The sequence below is a fragment of the Micromonospora sp. NPDC005252 genome (assembly GCF_042872475.1).
Classification (GTDB): Bacteria; Actinomycetota; Actinomycetes; order Mycobacteriales; family Micromonosporaceae; genus Micromonospora.
Map to the genome: position 1 here is coordinate 507884 of NZ_JBIAKN010000005.1, position 18513 is coordinate 526396.

Consider the following 18513-nt stretch of genomic DNA (forward strand, 5'->3'; position numbering starts at 1 on the left):
CGTCGACGGTGGCACCGACGGGTCTTTCGTCCTACCTTTGCTGCGGCTTTAGTCGGGATTGATGGAGTTTCAGACTTCGGCATAAGATAGATGAGTCCAAATCCTTGACTCAAGTACCCGTGTTGCCGGTTAATCACATCTACGTGTCGACTGTGTTTACCCTCCCGGGCGGTCGACGACGTCGGCGCATCGTCGAATCGATTCGACCACGGCCGGCACATACGCCATGGCTCGGAGTCATACGGCTGTCGGGCGAGTCGCAGGAGGTTACCGTGCATCGTACGAACGTCCGCTGGGGTGGCCGATTGTCGGCGTGGGCCAGAGGGTTGGCCGCGACCGTGGCGCTCGGCCTGACCCTGACGCTGGGCGGCCTGACCCTGGCGACCTCCGGGTTGGCCCTGGCCGCGCCCGTCACGACGCAGAGCGTCGCGGCCGCCGGACCTGACGGCGTGGCGGCCGGTAACGCCGCGATCGCCTCGGTCGATCTGAGCGGAACGTGGAGCTTCACGCCCTCGGGTCGGGGAACGACCTCGATCACGGTGCCCGGTGGCGGCTGGTACAAACAGGGCTTCACCGACGTGAACGAGGCGGTGTACTCGCGCAGCATCACCGTGCCGGACTCGGGGCAGCCGCAGTCGACCTGGATCGAGTTCGGCGCCGTCAACCACCAGGCGACACTCTCCGTCGACGGCCGCGTGGTCGCCACCCAGACGACGGCGTTCACCCCGTCGAACTTCGACATCAGTAGCTACGCCGCACCGGGCACCACCCATACGATCAGCGTGCAGGTGAAGGGCCGCGGTGCGTTGAAGTCGTCCGACGGCAAGTACCTGGTCCCGGTGGCGGCCGACTGGTCCGAGGCGATACCGCAGGGCATCTACCGGTCCGCGTCCCTGCGGGTGTACCCGGCGGTGTATGTCAGCGACGCGTTCGTCCGTACCTCGGTGGCGAACCGCACCCTCAGCTACGACGTGTCGGTAACCAACTCCTCGGCCGCGACCAGAACGGTCACCCTCAGCGGGTCGCTCGCGTCCGACGGCGCGGGCTCTTTCAGCTACCCGCAGCTGCCGCAGCGGACCGTGACGGTGGCGGCCCGTTCGACGGCGAAGGTCACGGTGGGCCCCGTGGCGTGGGACCTCGGCACCACCTCGTACTGGTGGCCCAATGTGCCGTACCGGTCCGGATACCGGCCCCAACTGCACCGCCTGGCGATCCACGCCACCGTTGACGACGGCCGCACCAGTGACGCCACGTACCGCTTCGGGTTCCGGGAGAGCACGCAGAACGGCGAGTACTACTACCTCAACGGCGTGCGGGTGAACTTCCGAGGCGACAGCCTGCAGGGCGCCGACTACGACCGGGTCAACTACGGCGGGAAGGGCGACGCGTACGACACCCTGCCCGGCTTCCTGCCGCCGTCGTCTGGCAACGGCGGCTGGCCCGAGGCGGTGAACAACTACCAGCGTCTCAACTACAACGTGGTACGCATGCACATGGAACCGGCCAGCCCGTACATGCTCGACGTGGCCGACGAGATGGGCCTGATGGTCATCGACGAGACCGCCATCCGCAGCGGTGCCCAGGACTTCGTGTCCGGACGCAACAACATGGTGGCCCACGCTCGTGCGCTGACCCTGCGCGACCGCAACCATCCGGCGATCATCCGCTGGAGCCAGATCAACGAGCCCAGCTTCAACAACAACGACTCGCAGCAGTTCCAACAGGACCTGTACGCGGCGATGAACGGCAACGACGGCACCCGGCCGATCAGCATCGACGCCGCTCCGGGCGCGGACTCGGCCAGCCGGTACCCGGCCATGAACTACTCCAACTTCGCCATCTTCGCGCACTACCTGGACGGTGTCGGCCGGTACGGCGAGGCCCTGAATCGCAATTCCGGGCGTCCGGACGGCGAAGGCGAGTACATCTGGCCCGCCTGCAGCACCAGGCAGGGCTTCACGTGGTTCGCCACCGCAACTGCTGCCAAGCGCGGCAAGGACGCCAGCGACCTGCGCCCCTACACGCTGCTGTCTGCCTGGGCCAGCGTGGTGCCGGGCGTGCGAACCACCGACTTCACCACGGAGGAGGGCACTCGCCCGGTCTACGGCGCGGACAATCTGACCGACCCGTGGAGCAACGCACAGATCCAGCGCGTGCAGGCGGCGTTCAACCCGGTGGCCGCGGTCGACCTCCCCTACTGGTCCGCCTCCGGCGCCTCGGACTCGAACGGCACCTTCCCGCTGCCGCAGGCGGTACCCAGCTACACCCGAAACGCCACGGTGACCCGCAACATCACCGTCTTCAACGACGACCTCACCAACACCTCGGTGGACTTCGCCTGGACCGCCCGACTCGACAGCCCGACCGGCACCCTCGTCGCGTCCGGCAACAGCAGCCTGACCATCCCACTCGGCTCGCGGGTGACCCAGCCGGTGTCCTTCACCACCCCCGCCACCGGTAGCCGCGTGTACCTGCAGCTGTCGACCGCCAAGTCCGGCAGCACCCTCTTCACCGACTCGGCCGAATACCTGAACCTCGGCGGAGGCGGCGGAACCGGGCCCACTCCCGGCACCTACCGCATCGTCAACCGCAACAGCGGCAAGCCCCTCGCCATCGCCGGCAACTCCACCGCCGACGGCGCCAAGGCGGTCCAGCAGAGCGGTACCCCCACCTGGACGATCAGCACCACGCAGGACGCCTACACCCTGCGCTACACCGCCTCCGGAAAGGTGCTGGACGTCAACGGCGGCAGCACCACGGCGGGCCTGCAACTGCAGCAGTGGTCAGCCAATGGCGGCACCAACCAGTCGTGGTACCTGCGACCCATTGGTGACGGCTACTACACCATCGTCAGCCAGGCCAGCGGACTGGTGGCCGACGTCTACGCCGCAGCGACAAGTGACGGCGCGCAGGTCGTGCAGTGGACCGCCAACAGCGGGACCAACCAACAGTGGCAGTTCGTGCCCGCCTGACCAGCGCCGACATGACGCACAACCCTCCAGCCTCGGTGTCGAGAGGAACTTCTGATGACAGACCTACCCGTGAGCCGTAGGCGCCTCCTCGCCACCGCCGCGCTGACCGCCGGCTCCGCGGCCCTGATCCCGGCCGTGGGCACCGGACGGGCCGCCGCCGCTGCGCCTCAGGTCACGCTGCCCGAGCGCGGGATCTACGACGCGACCGCAGCGACAAACTGGACGGACGGGTTCCTCGTCGGGAACGGCGAGTACGGCGCCGTCCTGTACGGAACGCCGACCCTCGAGAAGGTAATCTTCAATTACCACCGCTTCGTGCTGCCCAACGGCAGCCGGGGTGTGACCCCGCCAGTAATCTCAGGGCGGCTGGCCGGCGTGCGGGACAAGGCGCTGGCCGGGAACTACGGCGGAGCCAACACGGACTTCGCGGCTGGCTGGAGCCTGCGCTGGACCCAGACCTACCACCCCGGCTTCGAGTTGCAGATCAGCACGCCAGGCATGACCACGGCCAACGGATACGCCCGCATCACCGACTTCCGGACCGGGGAGGTCACCTCCACCTGGGCCGACAGCAACGGCACCTGGACCCGCTGCGCCTTCGCCTCCCGAGCCGACAACGTCGTCGTACACGAACTGACCCCGGCATCCGGCCGATCGATCGACGCGACGCTGGGCGCCAACACTTCCCTCGCGGGCGTCCCCGGCTCGGTCCGTTTCACCACCCTGGCCAGCGTCATTGACGGCTCCGGCTACCTGAACCTGCGCGGCACCTACCCGTCCGGGCAGGGCGCGTTCGGTTTCGAGGGCGTCACCCGGATCGTCGCCAGCGGTGGCACGGTAGCCGCGAACGGGTCGACAATCGTCGTCACCGCGGCAACCAGGCTCCTCCTGCTGACCAAACTCGACCGTTACGAGTCACCCACGGCCTGGGACAGCAAGCCGTTGCACGCGGCGCTGGCCGCGGTGCGCGCCGACTATGCCGAGCTGCGGACCCGGCACGTCACCCTGCACGCGGCGATGTACGACCGCTCCCGCCTGGACTTGAACGTCTCCGCCGCCGACCGGCAGCTGTCGACCACCGAGCTGATCGCCCGGCAGAACGCCAATCGCAACACCATCGATGTGGCCCTGCTGGAGCGCCTCTACGACAGCGGCCGTTACCTGTTCATCAGCTCCAGCGGCGTGCTGCCGCCGCGGTTGACCGGAATCTGGGCCGGCACCTGGAACGGCGCCTGGGCCGACGATTTCACCACCGATGCCAACATCAACCTGCAGGTCGCCGGCGGCAACATTCTCGACCTCACCGATGTCATGCAGGGCTACTTCAACCTGATCCTCGGTCAACTCGCTCACTGGCGCACGAACGCTCGCAACCTGTACGGCGCCCGCGGCTTCCTGGCCCCATCGCGAACCGACGGCGAGTACGGGTACATGCTGCACTTCGACCCCGGCTTCCCGGGCCAGTGCTGGACCGGTGGCGCGGACTGGCTGCTCTATCCGCTACTGGAGTATTACCAGGTCACCGGGGACCGGACGTTTCTGGCTGAAAAGCTGGGACCGGCGCTGATGGAGCTAGCACTGTTCTACGAGGACTTCCTCACCCGCACCGATTCGGCCGGCCGGGTGGTGTTCGTGCCGTCGTTCTCGATGGAGAACTCGCCGGCCAGCACGAACGTCCTGCTGGCGATCAACGCCACCGGCGACATCCAGGCCGGCAGACACGCCCTGCGGGCGGCTGTCGAGGCTGCCAACGCGCTCGGTGTCGAGCAGGGTGCCGGTCAAGGTGTCGCACGCTGGACGGCCCTGCTGGCGAGGATCCCGCCCTACACGGTCAACGGCAGCGGCGCCCTCGCCGAATGGTCCTGGCCGGGACTCACGGATCGCTACAACCATCGGCACGTCCATCACCTGTACGGCGCGTGGCCCCTGCACGAGATCAATCCCGAGGACGCGCCCGGGCTGGTCACCGCCGCGCTCAGGGCCCTGGCGCTGCGCGGTGACGAGAACACCTCAGCGCACGGCAGCCTGCATCGAGCCCTTGCCTCCGCTCGGCTGAAGGACGCCGCCGGCGTCTACAACAACCTCCGGAAGATCATCGGCAACAACATGGTCTTCCGGTCGCTGATGACAGCACACAACCCGAATCTGGAGACCTACAACGCCGATGCGGCCAACACGCTGCCGGCCGTGCTCAGCGAAGCGCTCGTGTACACTAGGCCCGGCGTCATCGAGCTGCTGCCCGCCGTGCCCGGCCAGCTCGCCAGGGGCACCATCACCGGGGTCCGCGGACGCAACCAGGTCCGCATTCACAGCCTCTCCTGGGATCTGCCTGGTCGCTCAGTAACCGTGGCACTCACCTCAACGATCACCCAGGCGATTACCCTCATCAGCCGGCGCGGGATGGCATCCATCACCACTTCCGCAACGGTCACCCCCTCGCCGCTCGGCCCGCATGCCCGGGTGATCTCGTTGACGGCCGGACAACAGATACAGGTTGTCGTAGGTCTGCCAGCCGCCGCCGGCGGCGGCGTCGTTCGACTGGTCAACCGGCGCAGCGCAAAGGTGTTGGACGTCAACGGCGGCTCCACCACGGACGGGGCAGCTGTCATCCAGTGGCCGTGGACTGGCGCGGCCAACCAGCAGTGGCGGCTGCTGCCCAACAGCGATGGCTCATTCCGGCTGTCCGGTGTCAGGAGCGGGAAAGTCCTGGACAGTCCAGGTGGCTCGGGCCAGGGCGCGGCACTCGTTCAATGGGCCGACAACGGCGGACGTAACCAGTGGTGGAATCTCATCCCGGCGACAACCAGCGGGTACTACCGGTTCGTCAACGTGAGCAATGGCTGGTGTGTCGGGGTCGAGGGCGGCTCCACCGCGGACGGCGCCATGGCGGTCCAGCAAACGGTCAGCGGCGAGATCAGCCAGGAATGGCAGATCGTTGATGCCTGAGGCGGGAGGTCAGAGGCACTGGTCGCAGCGGCTCCGGGGCGATGGGTCGCCAGACTTCCGGCCGGCGCCCACGACGTGCGCGCCGTCTGGCGTCGGGGTGATGAGCACGGCGGCGTGCACGACGTCGACGTGCAGGGCGAGGCCGGAAGTCCAGCCCAGGGCGCGCAGCAGCGGTCGGGCGGTCGGTAACCCGCCCGACGGCATCGGGACGCGCCAGGTCGAACAACACGCCATCGGGCGCCTGACCCGCAGGTGGAGGCAACGTCGGCAGTGGCGCCGGCCCCGGCGGCACGACCGGAAGCCCTCGCCCCTGTCCGGTGTCGGTGAGCGGGCCTGTTGCGTTGCCCGTGTCCGGGGACCCAGGCACGCTTGACGGGTGCAGCTGTCGAGCCGTCGTCGCCGTTGGTCGCCGCCGAAGTCGGCGTTCACCGGGTTCCGGATCCCCGCGGAGGTGATCGTCGTCGCGGTCCGCTGGTACCTGCGCTACAACCTCTCCTACCGGGACGTGGAGGAACTCCTGGCTGAGCGCGGTGTCGAGGTTGACCACGTCACCGTCTTCCGGTGGGTGCAACGGTTCACCCCGTTGCTGGCAGACGTGGCCCGGTTCGCTCGCCACTCGCCCGGTGACCGGTGGTTCGTCGACGAGACTTACGTCAAGGTCAAGTCAACGGCACCCTGATGCTGCACCGCCGCCCCGTGCGCGAGTACGAGAGCCGACCAGAATCCTCGGTGTCACGCACCCTGTGGGCGTCAACGGCGAACATCGTGCGCCGGCTGACCGGAACCAGCACACCCTCCTGGCGGCACCGGTGAACCTTCCCACCGTCCTCGACCTGATCGCCGACCGCGAAACCACCGCACGCCAGCACACCGACCAACTCCGCGAGCAGATCACCACCCTCACCGGCGAACTCGCCCGCCTCGACAGCGAACTGGCCGACCTGGCCACCACCCGCACCACCCTGCGCACCCTCGCCACCACCGAGTTCACCGCCTACGATCCGACGATCGCCAGCGCCCCCCCTACCAGCAGATCCTGCATGTCCTCGGCACCGCACCCACCGGCATGCGCGCCAAAGGCATCTGCCTCGCCCTCGGCGTCGAGCCCTCACCGAAACACGTCGAAGGCACCCGCGCGAAGCTAAAACGCATGCTCAACCGCCAGATCCTCACCGAAGACGAACCCGGAGTATTCACCCTCGCCGAGAAACGGACCTAACACTCCGAACCGCCCTCTGACACCGGACGTGTGGGGCGTGCTCACCGAGGAGCAGCGGCTCTCATGGTCGTACATCCCCTTTGAGCGTCGGCCCGCTGAAATTCGGCATGACACGCAACCAGGTGGAAACGGCAGTGGGTGGCACCCTCGGCCTTACCCTAGGCTCGCACGCCTCGACGCAAGCTGGCGGCTGGGCGAAACTCCGGCTCGACCGAGACGGCGACCTGAGGGTCAGCGGGCCTGCGGTCACCACCTACTACGACGAGTCCATCGGCCTAACGACCTCGTGCACGGTAGCGAATCCTTGAGCATCGATGATCGTTGTTCGCGTTATGGTGGGCGCTGCGATCATGACCAACCGGCGTTTGACGGGCCTGTCCCGCTCAGTGATTGAGGGCCTGGTCAGCGAGTTGAGGCCGCGGTGGCGGGCTCAGCACCGTGACCGGCTCGCCTCGCGGATACGCCGTCGCCGGATCGGAGCAGGTGCCAGGCACCGGTTCGGGTTCGTGGATCGGCTGCTGGCCACGCTGGTCCATCTCCGTCACGGGCTCACCCACGACGTGATCGCGGCCTGGTTCGGGGTGCATCGCTCGACGATCAGCCGCAGCATCGCCGAGATCAGCCCCCCTGCTGGCCGAGCGCGGCTGCCGGGTACGCGACGGTGTCCGGCTCCGGACCCTCTCCGACGTGGTGGCCCACCTCGGACACCACCCGCAGGCGTTGATGGACGCCACCGAAGTGCGGGTGCGCCGTCCGGTCGCGGGCCGAGCGGGCCGGGACCGGTTCGTGTCCGGCAAGGCCCGGCTGAACACCATAAAAGCCCTGGTGATCTGTGATCCGCTCGGGCGGTTGCTGTTCTGCGGCGAGACACGCCCCCGGGTCGATGCACGACATCACCCAGGCCCGCACCGCCGGACTGGTCGACCTTCTCCTGAACGCGCCACTGGACGCACAGATCCTCGCCGATGCCGGCTACCAGGGCCTCGCCCACCGACACCAACGGCGCGGTCATCACCCCCAGACCCAAGCCACGCAAACGTCAAACCTCCCTGCCACCGAGTGTCATCGCCGCCCACGACGCGGCCCGCAAACGGCACTCCTCCCAGCGCATCCGGGTCGAGCACGCCATCGGACACCTCAAGAACTGGCGAATCCTCAGCCGCTACCACGGCCGGCGGGAGTCCTTCGACACCACCATCCGCGCGATCGCCGGCCTCCTGTCCGACCACCAACACACCGGCCGCAGCGAGAACACCACCCGGCGGCGTAGGGCACTACCCGCCGCACCTTACGTTCGCCGAGACGCGCTCATCATCGCGCCACCAACTGTGCACGAGGTCGTTAGTGAGTGACCTGTTCGAGCTGCCCCTTGGATAGGACGAACTTCCACAAGACTGCTCCGGCCACCGCGCCCACTACCGGGCCGACCAGGTACACCCACCAGTAGGGGAAGGAGGCCGCGGCGATGTCGGGGCCCAGGGTCCGGGCCGGGTTCAACGAACCTCCCGAGACCGGAAGGGCCAGGAAGATCGCTGCCCCGATCCAGAACGCGATGGCCAGCCCGGCGGGCAGCGCCCCTCCGGGAGAGCGATGATAAACCGCGGTGGCCATGACGACCACCAACAGCACGGCAGTGATCACGATCTCGGTGAACAGTGCCGTGCCCCACCCGACGCCCGGGCCGGGCTTGGTGGCTCCAAGGACCAGGGCCGTCCGGAGCCGACTCCCGAACATGAACCAGTTCATCAGCCCGGCCAAGGTCCCGCCGATCAACTGAGCGACGATATAGACCGGTACCATCCGCCAGGGAAACTCCCTCACCGTGGCGAGGGCCACGGTGACGGCCGGGTTGATGTGAGCGCCCGAGACCGTGGCGAACACGTAGATGGCCGCCACAGTGCCCAGGGCGAAGGCCAGGCTGATGGCCACCTCGTTCATCCCCGCGAGGGGGTGAAGCTTGTGGGTGGCAAGCAGGGTGGCGGTACCGGAGAAGGTGAGCATGAATGTCCCCACCACCTCGGCGACGGCGGCTCCCGCCACTGCCTGGGGGCGTGTGGGGGTGACCTCTCCTCGTGGTGGCATGCTCTTCCTCCTCAGGCCGTCCCTTGGCCGAAGCTGGATCGGACCAAAGTGGCGATGCTGGTTTGCTGCTCACATTCACTGATCCACAAGCCGATGGTCACGTCGCTGATCTTCGCCAGCAGATAGCTGGTGGTCCCTGGTCATCGGCGGCCGAGATCGTGGCCCTGAGGCCGCGCAGCTCATCCGTCACGGTGGGCTTGCCTCGCTGATTGCGGTCCGCACGCTCGAAACCTGCATACAGACATTGTCCCAGGCAATCGAACGCTAAGCCGCCAAAACTCACGGACCTGCCAACCCCACCACCCGGTCACCGACCTTGTGGTTCCGACGACGACCAGCCCATCTCCCGAGCCGACGCCCTCCGCGCTCTCACCCTGCTGCGACCCGTACGCCGGGCTGCTTAGGCGGCGAAACCACCGCGACTGAGGTTCCCCCGGTTTGCCGGAGGGGTTGGTTACCTTGTGTTTTAAGAAGGGCCGCCGAAGGCGTTCCGGTAGAGGTGGCGTGTCGGGTGGACGACGTGTCGACGTCGGGCTACTACGAGTGGCTGACCCGGCCGATGTCGGCGCGTGCGGTGCGGCACGCCTGGCTTACCGGGCTGATTACCGAGATCCATCAGCAGTCGCGAGCCAACTACGGTGCCCGACGAGTGCACGCTGAGCTGCGTCTGGGGCGAGGGATCGTAGTCGGTCACGGTGCCGTGGAGATGCCCCATTCGCCGTGCCGGACTGGTGGGCGCCATGGGCCGGCCGAAATGGCGGCGAGCCAAACGCGATGACGTGGCACTCGACCTGGTCAACCGGCAGTTCACCCGCAACGGGCCGAACCAGTTGTGGGTCACCGACATCACCGAGCACCAGTCCTCGGTTGAGGAAGTGCTACTGGCCATCGGGGCGATAGGACTAGCAATGCTCATCGCTGCCATCATCGCCGCTCGATCCAATAAGCGCTAGTCAACTCCGTGCGACGAGAGGCCACAGACCGATTCCGTACCGGGACCGGATGCCGCGACGTGCGGTCCCGGTGCGCCTTGGCTTTATCGGCAACCCTTGCCACGTCTACCGCTGACCGGAAGATCGAACCGATCAACAGCATCGATCCATCGGGTAAGTGCTCGGTACGGCCCGGATCACCCGCACCGCGTCCAGTGCGGCGAGCGCGTCGGCGGGCAGGTCCAGGGCCGCGCCGGCGATGTTCTCGCGCAGGTGCGCGACCGAGGACGTGCCGGGGATGAGCAGGATGTTCGGCGAGCGGTGCAGCAGCCACGCCAGCGCGACGGACATCGGCGTGCTCCCGAGGCCCTCCGCGACCCGTTCCAGGACGTCCGACTGCAAGCGGGAGAAGCCGCCCAGCGGGAAGTACGGCACGAAGGCGACGCCCTGCCGGGCGGTGCCGTCGACCAGCTCGTCGTCGTGCCGGTTGGCCAGGTTGTAGAAGTTCTGCACGCACACCACCGGGGCGATCGACTGCGCCTCGGCGAGCTGCTCGGCGGTGACCGTGCTCAGCCCCAGGTGCCGAATCAGGCCCCGCTCGCGCAGCTCGGCGGGCGTGCCGAACTGCTCGGCGATCGAGCCCGGCTCGGGCGAGTTCATGCCGCCGACCCGCAGGTTGACCACGTCGAGCGCGTCCAGGCCGAGGCGGCGCAGGTTATCGTGCACCTGCTGGGTGAGCTCGGCCGGCGTCCGCGCTGGCGGCCAGCCGCCCTGCTCGTCGCGGCGGGCACCGACCTTGGTGACGATGTGCAGGTCGTCGGGGTACGGCGCGAGCGCCTCCCGGATGCTCTCGTTGGTGACGTACGGGCCGTAGTAGTCCGACGTGTCGATGTGCCGGATGCCCAACTCGACGGCCGCGCGCAGCACGTCGACGGCGGCGGCCCGGTCCTTGGGTGGCCCGAAGACGCCAGGGCCGGCCAGTTGCATGGCGCCGTAGCCGAACCGGGTGACGGTGAGGTCACCCATCCGGTAGGTGCCACCGGGCAGCTTGTCGCCGATCATGGTTCTTCCTCCGCCGGTCGGAGCGCCCGCCGGCACCTCGTACGGTGCCCGCCTCGGGCGGGCGCAACCAGGTCCCACCCACCCTGGGACCGACGGGGCCAGGGTCCGAGACGTGCGTCACGGCGCGTCCGGGAATCGTCGGCCGAGCTATCCAGTTGATCAGTGCCGGGACGCCAGCGTACCCAAGACGTCCGTTCGACGACGAAGCGGAGACACGATGACAGCCCTGTTCAGCCCGTTCACCCTGGGCAAGCTGGAACTGACCAACCGGATCGTGATGGCACCGTTGACGCGCAACCGCGCGGGCGAGGGTCAGGTGCCGCAGGAGATCTCCGCGACCTACTACGGCCAACGCGCCTCGGCCGGCCTGATCATCACCGAGGGCACCCAGCCCAGTGCCGTCGGCCAGGGCTACGCGGACACGCCGGGCATCCACTCTGCCGAGCAGGTCGAGGGCTGGCGGGCCGTCGCCGACGCCGTGCACGCGGGCGGCGGGAAGATCGTCATGCAGCTGATGCACGTGGGTCGGATCGGCCACCCCGACAACAAGGGCGGCCTGGAGTCGGTGGCGCCCAGTGCCATCGCCGCCCCGGGCGAGATCTTCACCCGCGACGGGATGAAGGCGTACCCGGTGCCGCGGGAGTTGCGCGGCGACGAGCTGCCGGGGATCGTCGAGGAGTTCGTCCGGGCGGCGCGCAACGCCGTCGATGCCGGCCTGGACGGGGTGGAGCTGCACGCCGCCAACGGCTACCTGCTGCACCAGTTCCTGGCGCCGTCGAGCAACCTGCGGACCGACGGGTACGGCGGCTCCCCGGAGGCCCGCGCCCGGCTGGTGATCGAGGTGACCCGGGCCGTCGTCGAGGCGGTCGGCGCCGACCGGGTCGGCATCCGGATCTCGCCCTCGCACAACATCCAGGGCGTGGTGGAGGAGGACGCGGCCGACGTGGCCGCCACCTATGGCGCGCTGGTCGACGCGATCGCGCCGCTCGGCCTGGCCTATTTGCACGCCCTGGCCGACCCGACGAGCGACCTGATCGTCGACCTGCGGTGCCGGTTCGGGGGTCCGTTCATCGCCAACGACGGCTTCGCCTCGGTGACCACCCGGGCGGACGCGGAGCGCATCGTCGACGGTGGCCTTGGCGACCTGATCGCGGTCGGCCGGAATTTCCTGGCCAACCCGGACCTGCCCCGCCGGTGGGAGATCGGCGCGCCGCTGAACGAGCCGGACCAGAGCACCTTCTACACGCCGGGCCCGCGTGGCTACACCGACTACCCGACGCTGGAGCAGTAGGCCCGGCGGCGAACCGTCCGGGCCCGCCGGTGACCGCCGGCCCGGACGGTTCGCCGCGCGGTGGCCGAGGCACCCTGCCCGGCCCGGCCGGCGGTCGATCACGGCGACGTGGCGGGCCTGGCCTTCTGCGGGTGGATCGTCTCCTGCCGGGCGAGCATCGCGACGAACTCGCCGATCTTCCGCTGGCGGGTCTCCGCCCGTTTGACGGCGGGCAGGAAAGCTAGTACTCCCAGCAGGACATCCGTTCTGACCTGCTGTGGCGGTGTGGTTTTGTCCGTGGGCATGGAGCAGCCACCGCTGAGTCTCGTGGTTGTGTGGACCAAAGATGCGGCGGTGGCCAGCCTCAACCACCTTCGAAGACGACCCACCGAGATTGCTCGCTACGTCGGCAGTACAGCACCTGAACCGCCTCCCGGCGGCCCATCTAAGCTGGGCCGCGGCGTTCGCTCGCTGCAGTGCGCTGCGCCCAAGCTCGTCGCGACGCGCCTTCCGCGGCGCCGACCCGGCATCAAGCGCTCAGGGAAACGAGTGACTTGAACCCAAGACAACCTCTTGTCGAGTCCCCTCAGGAGTTGTCATTGGTTGCCAAAACCCCTTGTTACCATCCGTAACCACCCCAACCTTGTCATCGGTTGTCAGGGATGGGCGCTGAGCTGCGCAGACGCGTTCAGGCGATGGTCGTTGCTTGTCACTGGTTGTCAACCACGGGCGGGGTTTTTCGGGGGGTAAACGGGGGCCGACCGGGCGTCGCCAGGTCCACGGCGTCCCGCTCCCCCATCAGCGAAACACCCGTCACCAAGGAAACGGCGCGCCCCTCCCCGCTGCGACAATCTGGCCGTGAACGAGGGGGGTCGTGTCGGGGGGCGACACACCCATTGCCCCACCGCCGATGACGCTCAGCGCAACTCTGAAGCTCGCGCAAGTCTAGCTACGGTGGTGACCTCTTCGGCTCCGCCGAAGAGGTCACCAGCCAGAAGTGCCTGGTCAGGGCGCTTCCCGTGGGATAGCCGTTCTAACAACGGCACGCCGGCACCCCCAGGGATGCCACTCGGATCGATCTTCGTTGACGGCAGTCGGCCATGCGGCAACGACGAATGCGTTTCGAGTCCCACCGCTCCTCGATGACGGCGGCGCACCCGTCGAGCGCCTTCACCGCCTCCGGGTCGGCCTTTTCGCCATCGGCCGTCTCCAGCTGGTCGACGCGCACCATCTGGCCCTTGTGCGGCCACTCCTTTGGCTTCTTCACGGTCTTCACGCCGGCCGCGGCCAGCTCGGCGGTGACCGGGTCCGGGCACCGGACTCCGTTCGAGATCGTCCGAGACCGTCCGGAGTCGTCCGGGACAGCTCTCCAGGGCTCAGGCAGCGGCAAAACTGTTCCCCAGTCACGGCGGCGGGCTAAGCCCGACCACCGCAAGTTTGCGACGAAGGGGAGCAGTGATGCGCAGAAGGTTCGCGACAATAGTGATGGCGGGACTTCTCGCGGTAGCCGGTGCCACCTTCGCGGCAGCGCCGCCGGCGATGGCGGACGAACCGACGTTCTGCGGGAACTGGCTGTCCAATCCCAACCTGGCCAGCAACATCACCGCCGTCTCGGGCACCCAGTACACCATCCCGGGCGCGGGCGGCGCCTACATCCGCGTGAACCAGGGCCAGTACTCCGGACGTTGGTTCGCCTGGGCGAAGGTCTACAACCCCGAGTTCAGCGGCCTGGTGGCGCTGATCTGGAAGTACACCCCGAACAACAGCCTCTACCAGTGTGGGCGGCGCGACGGCAGCACCGGCTGGTCCCCGGACTACACCGCCGGGGTTCGGGACACGGAGACCTCGATCGTGCAGGCCAAGTACAGCCGCAACCCGGGCTCCGGCACCGTCTACTACGGCGGCGCGTCCACCTGGAAGTAGTGGTTGGTGGCCTGCCCTGTCCCGTACGGGGCAGGCCACCTCGATTCGAGGGAGCGACGATGTCGTGGCTGAGACGCATTGTGGCGCTGGCCCTGCTGGCCATCCTGCTGGTGGGCTGTTCCGCGCCCGAGGCGGAGGTGCCATCCGTGCCGCTGATATCCCACGAGCCCGGCGTGGCGGTGGATCTCAGCCTGCCGTTCGACAGGTACGAGCTCTCACCGGAGGGTGGCGTCCAGGTGTCGCGCGCGCTCTACAAGCTGATTGAGAAGTGTATGGCGGGGTTCGGCCTGCGACTGGACGTGCCCCAGGCGTCGCCGCTGAAATATCCGGTGCACGCGACGCAGCTCTACTGGCAGGGAATGTACGACGTACGCGAGTACGGCTACGTAGGCCCACCAGGTTTCGCCGACGACATGTCCGCCGCCGCCCGAAGGGGTAGGAGGCACCTGCTGATCCCCGCCGAGCAGACCGCGGTCTACTTCGGCCAGACCGCCTCGCATGGTGCGTTGGCCGTGCCTACCGGAGGCTGCGACGGTGCCGCCGAGCGTGAGATAAACGGCACCGCGGAGCGACCTGTCCTCGCCGCGGTCGACCCCACCGTGGAGCCACACCTCACCTTCGAATGGTTTGAGAGCCAGGCTGCGGACCGAGCCATGGCCGACGCGCGCTACCGGTCGGTGCTGCGGGCGTGGAGCGAGTGCATGGCCCGGGACGGCCACCACTACCGCGATCCGGACGCCGCGGCCTCCGACCCACGGTGGAACGCCCGGGGTGCGCAGCCGAGCACGCCGCCGTCCAGCGAGGAGGTCGCCGTCGTGGTCACTGACCGCGCCTGCCGCACCGAGACCAATCTGACCGGCGTCCTCAGGTATCTGATCGCCGAGTTCGAGAATGACATTCTCGCGGAGCACGGATCCGACGTCGAAACGGCGTCCGTGCTTCTGCGCACGCGAGCACGCAACGCGGCGCGGGTGTTGGACACGTCGCCGATCAACTGATTCGAGTTTTGTCCGACCGTGAATACCGAGCAGCTATCTGAAAGGGATCGACCATGACGCGCACTTTGTGGCAACGGGGGGTCGTGGTGGCGGGGGCGTCCGTGCTGGGGGTCGGGGCGTCGCTGGCCGCCGTCCTGCCCGCCCAGGCGGCCTGCAGTTGGACCATCTCGACGCCGGTCAATAGCTCCGGAAGTGCTGTCACCACGGGTACCACGTCGGGTTGCGGCAGCTCCTCCAGCTGGGAGACGCAGCTCTACGTCTGGAACGGCGCGAGCTGGCAGTTGCTGAACTACTCCAGCTTCAGTGGCAACAGGAGCCGCTCTACAAGTCACACGTGCTCGGGTACGGCCAGCCACACGTTCAAGGGTGCGATCTACAACGCCGCCACCGGAGCGTCCAAGACATCGACGACCACGTTGGCCTGCGGCGTCTGATCCCGGCGACGACACGCGCCCGAGGGCTTCCTGAATCACCCGACCAACGAGCTCAACACGATCGCAAGGTAAATCGAGCCAGTTACACTCCCCACCGTGCCAGATCGAGCACCGGTACCCAGCACGGCGACCACCGCAGAGGAATATGTGGCAGCGCTCCGCCAGCTGAAAGCCTGGTCGGGGCGCTCCTTCCGGGATCTGACCCGTCTGGCCCGGGAGAGAGGGCGAGTCCTGCCCGCGAGCACCCTGGCTTCGGCGCTCGCTCGACCGACACTGCCGTCCCTGGACATCGTGATCGCCATCGCGGAGGCGTGTGAACTGCCGCCGAACGAGGTGGTTGAATGGGTACGCCTGCGTCGTCAGCTGGCTCAGTTGGAGGTCGCGGGGGAGGCCGCCGCCGCTGCCGGTGCCGCCACCACCAGGGCGGACCTGGTCACACCGTATCTGCTGCCGAGTGGGCCGACCTCGTTTGTGGGGCGGAAGGCGGAACTAACCCGAGCTGGGCACATCCTGCGCGCCGACGGGCAGAGCGCGCGTACGGTAGTGATCACCGGCCCGGCCGGGGTGGGAAAGACGACCCTCGCGGTCCGGCTGGCGCAACTGGCCGTCGAGCATTTTCCGGACGGACAACTGTTCGCCGATCTGCGTGGCCCGCACCCCCAGTCGGGCGTCTCCTGGCACGTTCTCGGTGTCTTCCTCCGCGCCCTCGGCGTCAGCAGCCACTCCGTGCCCGCCGCGCTCGAGGAGCGCATCAACCTCTACCGCAGCCTGCTCGCCCAGCGAAGCGTGCTCATCGTTCTCGACAACGCCGCCGCGGGCCGGGATGTCCAGGCTCTGATCGCCTCGGGGCCGAAGACCGCCACCATCGTCACCAGCCGGAGCGTCCTACCCGGGCTGGACGGCTCTCGGGTGCCGCTGAGGCTGCTCAGCGAGCCGGAAGCGTTGGAGATGGTCAAACGCATGATCGGTGAGGAGCGGGTCGCCCGGGAACAATCCTCCGCGTTCCAGATCGTCAACCGCTGCGACCGGCTTCCGCTGGCCGTGTGGATCGCCGGGGCCCGCCTGGCCGCTCGCCCGGACATGCCTCTGGGCGCTCTGGCCAGAGCCCTCGCCGACGAGCATCGAAAGCTTGATGAGCTGACGGTGGGCGATGTGGCGGTACGTGCCAGCATCGAGCTGACGTATGCGGCGCTGTCCAAAAACCAGCAGGAGACGCTGTCCTATCTGGCACAGATCAACACAGTCGACGTCGCCCCGTGGGCACTCGCGGCCCTGATGGACATCTCGCCGGCCGACGCGACGAAGCTCCTCGACGACCTGGCGGAGTTGCATCTGCTGTTCGTGCGCTACACCGGCAACGCGGCACCGCGCTACCGGATGCACGACCTGGTCGCCACGTTCGCACGGGACAAGGCGGCGCAGATCCTCACGCCGGTCCAGACGGAGCGGGCGAGGCTGCGGATGCTCGGCGGGGCGTTGGGCCTGGCGTGCGCCGCCGGCATCCGGATCAACACGGACTTCGACGAGGTGCCGTTCGCTGCCCCGCCCTGGTCGTTCAGCGTCCAGACACGTGACGCGGTGCTGGACGACCCGCTTGCCTGGTTCCGGGACGAGTACGGTTTCCTCAAGACGCTCGCCGAAGACATGCTTCCGTCCGTGCCGCTTCCTGCAGCTGGCCTGATCGTGGCCCTTGCGCCATTCATGCAGCTGTCGGGCTACTTCGACGACTGGCTGCACCTGCACAGCCGCGCGATGGGGTCGGTGGCTGGTGGCCCGGTCGGGGCCAGCCTGCGGCGCAACCTGGGTGAACTGTCGACGATCGTGGACGACTACCCGGCAGCGGAACGCCACTACCGCGCGGCGATCGGGATGCTTGATCCCTCCGACAAGGCGCGCATCGCCAGCACCTCGGCTGGGTTGGCCTACCTCTACCGTTTGCAGAGCAGGTATGCCGAAGCGAAGGAACATTTCGTCAGGGCCATCCACCTCGCGGAAGCCGCCGGCAATGACAACTGCCTGATCTACGCGACGACCGGCCTTGGTGTCACGCTGATGGAGCAGGGACGCCGCGACGAAGCGGTGGCGGTGTTCGACGAGAGCCTGCGGCGCAGCGAGGCCATCGGCTACCTGCCGGGGCAGGCGCAGGCGTGGCGCTGCCTCGGGCAGGTCAGCCGGCTGCGCGGCGACTACACCGCCGCCGAACGGCACTACCGCACCGCCGAGCGGATCAGCCTGTCGCTGGGCGACCAGTTGAGCGCGACGCACGCCAGGTGCTGGCTCGGTGACGTCCTCGTCAGACAAGGCAAGGAGGTCGAGGGCCGGCGCGTGCTGGCCGAATGCCTCTGGGTCTACCGTGCCGCGGCGAACCGCTGGGGGGAGGCGGCCGCGTTGCACTGCCTGGCCGAAGCTCAGTTGTCGGCCGGAAGACCGGACCTCGCCCAACGCCGTGCCGAGGTGGCGGTGGCCATCTGGACCGAGGTTCATTCGCCCTACTGGCTGGCCACGGCCAAGGCCACGCTCAGCAGGACGCGGAACCTCCTGAACCAGTCTGAACTGGTGAGACGGTCGAGATGAGGACGCCTAACGACGTCGTGCACGGTTGTCGGGGGGGGCCGGTCACCTCATCGGCGGTGAGGTGCGGCTGGTAGCGCCTTGAGTGGCTTGGTGGCGTTCTC

The 18513-nt window shown here is 68.1% G+C and carries 16 protein-coding genes and 2 pseudogenes; 14 read left to right on the forward strand and 4 right to left on the reverse strand.

Translation table 11 applies throughout. From position 1 onward, the window contains the following. Positions 1-272: 272 nt before the first annotated feature. The 7 genes and pseudogenes from ACFYPH_RS18440 to ACFYPH_RS18470 all read left to right on the forward strand — a co-directional run bounded on the left by ACFYPH_RS18440 (position 273) and on the right by ACFYPH_RS18470 (position 8489). A complete protein-coding gene (locus tag ACFYPH_RS18440) occupies positions 273-2972 on the forward strand; it encodes an RICIN domain-containing protein (protein ID WP_354859668.1) in 2700 nt (899 codons plus the stop codon). 54 nt (positions 2973-3026) lie between these two features. Then, a complete protein-coding gene (locus ACFYPH_RS18445; protein WP_387183112.1) occupies positions 3027-5918 on the forward strand; it encodes a glycoside hydrolase N-terminal domain-containing protein in 2892 nt (963 codons plus the stop codon). A gap of 382 nt (positions 5919-6300) precedes the next feature. Further along, a pseudogene (locus tag ACFYPH_RS18450) lies at positions 6301-6579 on the forward strand (hypothetical protein); the annotation flags it as partial. Further along, positions 6549-6731 (forward strand): annotated as a pseudogene (locus ACFYPH_RS18455) (IS5/IS1182 family transposase); the annotation flags it as partial. The pseudogenes ACFYPH_RS18450 and ACFYPH_RS18455, both read left to right, overlap by 31 nt. Beyond that, positions 6662-7063, forward strand: coding sequence for a hypothetical protein (locus ACFYPH_RS18460; protein ID WP_387183160.1), 402 nt, complete (start codon positions 6662-6664; stop codon positions 7061-7063). The pseudogene ACFYPH_RS18455 and the gene ACFYPH_RS18460, both read left to right, overlap by 70 nt. Before the next feature lie 424 nt (positions 7064-7487). Then, positions 7488-7973 carry a transposase family protein gene (locus ACFYPH_RS18465; protein WP_387183155.1) on the forward strand — a complete coding sequence of 162 codons (486 nt, stop codon included), beginning with the start codon at positions 7488-7490 and terminating at the stop codon, positions 7971-7973. 129 nt (positions 7974-8102) lie between these two features. Then, a complete protein-coding gene (locus ACFYPH_RS18470; protein ID WP_355066035.1) occupies positions 8103-8489 on the forward strand; it encodes a hypothetical protein in 387 nt (128 codons plus the stop codon). Here the strand turns inward: ACFYPH_RS18470 and ACFYPH_RS18475 are convergent. After that, a complete protein-coding gene (locus tag ACFYPH_RS18475) occupies positions 8479-9219 on the reverse strand; it encodes an MIP family channel protein (protein WP_354859675.1) in 741 nt (246 codons plus the stop codon). The genes ACFYPH_RS18470 and ACFYPH_RS18475 overlap by 11 nt on opposite strands. A gap of 559 nt (positions 9220-9778) precedes the next feature. On the opposite strand from ACFYPH_RS18475, the gene ACFYPH_RS18480 reads away from it, so the two are divergent. Then, on the forward strand, positions 9779-9997 hold the full coding sequence (locus tag ACFYPH_RS18480; RefSeq protein WP_354859714.1) for an IS3 family transposase: 219 nt from the start codon (positions 9779-9781) through the stop codon (positions 9995-9997). Position 9998: 1 nt separating this feature from the next. After that, positions 9999-10172 (forward strand): hypothetical protein, encoded by a 174-nt coding sequence (locus tag ACFYPH_RS18485; RefSeq protein WP_354859676.1) that lies wholly within the window; start codon positions 9999-10001, stop codon positions 10170-10172. A gap of 132 nt (positions 10173-10304) precedes the next feature. On the opposite strand, the gene ACFYPH_RS18490 is transcribed toward ACFYPH_RS18485, so the two are convergent. Continuing rightward, on the reverse strand, positions 10305-11213 hold the full coding sequence (locus ACFYPH_RS18490) for an oxidoreductase (RefSeq protein WP_363940548.1): 909 nt from the start codon (positions 11211-11213) through the stop codon (positions 10305-10307). Positions 11214-11430: 217 nt separating this feature from the next. Between ACFYPH_RS18490 and ACFYPH_RS18495 the strand changes: the two genes are divergently transcribed. Beyond that, a complete protein-coding gene (locus ACFYPH_RS18495) occupies positions 11431-12504 on the forward strand; it encodes an alkene reductase (RefSeq protein ID WP_387183117.1) in 1074 nt (357 codons plus the stop codon). Positions 12505-12602: 98 nt separating this feature from the next. On the opposite strand, the gene ACFYPH_RS18500 is transcribed toward ACFYPH_RS18495, so the two are convergent. Together ACFYPH_RS18500 and ACFYPH_RS18505 are read right to left on the reverse strand one after the other, a co-directional pair. Then, positions 12603-12788 (reverse strand): hypothetical protein, encoded by a 186-nt coding sequence (locus ACFYPH_RS18500; RefSeq protein WP_145796076.1) that lies wholly within the window; start codon positions 12786-12788, stop codon positions 12603-12605. A gap of 728 nt (positions 12789-13516) precedes the next feature. After that, positions 13517-13759, reverse strand: a complete 243-nt coding sequence (locus tag ACFYPH_RS18505; protein ID WP_354859684.1) for a hypothetical protein — start codon at positions 13757-13759, stop codon at positions 13517-13519. Positions 13760-13941: 182 nt separating this feature from the next. On the opposite strand from ACFYPH_RS18505, the gene ACFYPH_RS18510 reads away from it, so the two are divergent. The 4 genes from ACFYPH_RS18510 (at position 13942) to ACFYPH_RS18525 (ending at position 18412) form a co-directional block, all read left to right on the forward strand. Beyond that, positions 13942-14406 (forward strand): hypothetical protein, encoded by a 465-nt coding sequence (locus tag ACFYPH_RS18510; RefSeq protein WP_354859687.1) that lies wholly within the window; start codon positions 13942-13944, stop codon positions 14404-14406. Between the two features lie 80 nt (positions 14407-14486). After that, positions 14487-15404, forward strand: coding sequence for a hypothetical protein (locus tag ACFYPH_RS18515; protein WP_387183121.1), 918 nt, complete (start codon positions 14487-14489; stop codon positions 15402-15404). 53 nt (positions 15405-15457) lie between these two features. Then, positions 15458-15838, forward strand: coding sequence for a hypothetical protein (locus tag ACFYPH_RS18520; RefSeq protein ID WP_354859691.1), 381 nt, complete (start codon positions 15458-15460; stop codon positions 15836-15838). 96 nt (positions 15839-15934) lie between these two features. Continuing rightward, positions 15935-18412, forward strand: coding sequence for a tetratricopeptide repeat protein (locus ACFYPH_RS18525; protein WP_387183123.1), 2478 nt, complete (start codon positions 15935-15937; stop codon positions 18410-18412). Positions 18413-18513: the final 101 nt, after the last annotated feature.

Coding starts and splice junctions, on each gene's coding strand:
- ACFYPH_RS18445 (WP_387183112.1), top strand. CDS start 3,027: ATGACAGACCTACCCGTGAGCCGTAGGCGCCTCCTCGCCACCGCCGCG.
- ACFYPH_RS18465 (WP_387183155.1), top strand. CDS start 7,488: ATGACCAACCGGCGTTTGACGGGCCTGTCCCGCTCAGTGATTGAGGGC.
- ACFYPH_RS18470 (WP_355066035.1), top strand. CDS start 8,103: ATGCCGGCTACCAGGGCCTCGCCCACCGACACCAACGGCGCGGTCATC.
- ACFYPH_RS18475 (WP_354859675.1), bottom strand. CDS start 9,219: ATGCCACCACGAGGAGAGGTCACCCCCACACGCCCCCAGGCAGTGGCG.
- ACFYPH_RS18480 (WP_354859714.1), top strand. CDS start 9,779: ATGTCGGCGCGTGCGGTGCGGCACGCCTGGCTTACCGGGCTGATTACC.
- ACFYPH_RS18490 (WP_363940548.1), bottom strand. CDS start 11,213: ATGATCGGCGACAAGCTGCCCGGTGGCACCTACCGGATGGGTGACCTC.
- ACFYPH_RS18495 (WP_387183117.1), top strand. CDS start 11,431: ATGACAGCCCTGTTCAGCCCGTTCACCCTGGGCAAGCTGGAACTGACC.
- ACFYPH_RS18500 (WP_145796076.1), bottom strand. CDS start 12,788: ATGCCCACGGACAAAACCACACCGCCACAGCAGGTCAGAACGGATGTC.
- ACFYPH_RS18510 (WP_354859687.1), top strand. CDS start 13,942: ATGCGCAGAAGGTTCGCGACAATAGTGATGGCGGGACTTCTCGCGGTA.
- ACFYPH_RS18520 (WP_354859691.1), top strand. CDS start 15,458: ATGACGCGCACTTTGTGGCAACGGGGGGTCGTGGTGGCGGGGGCGTCC.